Here is a 322-nt window from a genome sequence, read left to right as displayed (position 1 = left end):
TGACGGGTTCCAGTGTGGATCTGTCGGGCAGCCAGACGGGCGCAGCGAATATCGCCATCACGGCAACTACTGGTGATGTACAGACTAACAAGGCGGTGATTTCCGCCAGCAATCTGCTGGCCATCACCGCCAACGCAAATAACGCGCAGTCACTGGTAAATAACCAGGGCCAGCTGGTGGCCGGACAGTTGCAGCTGAACGTGGCGAACCTGAACAACGCCAGCGGCGAGATCGTGCAGACGGGCAGCGGCGACACCGTCATCACCACCGGCAAGTTGGACAACACGGCGGGCCGCGTCGCGGCCAACAGCGCGAACCTGGC

1 protein-coding gene is annotated in these 322 nt (G+C 61.8%); it reads left to right on the top strand.

Annotated elements, in window-relative coordinates; translation table 11 throughout:
• Positions 1 to 322, top strand: a 322-nt coding sequence (locus tag GCN75_RS28915) for a hypothetical protein (RefSeq protein ID WP_152285384.1), incomplete at both ends; no start/stop codon positions are given.

The organism is Janthinobacterium violaceinigrum (assembly GCF_009208555.1).
Taxonomy (GTDB): domain Bacteria; phylum Pseudomonadota; class Gammaproteobacteria; order Burkholderiales; family Burkholderiaceae_D; genus Janthinobacterium; species Janthinobacterium violaceinigrum.
This window is presented reverse-complemented; position numbering and strand designations above follow the sequence as displayed.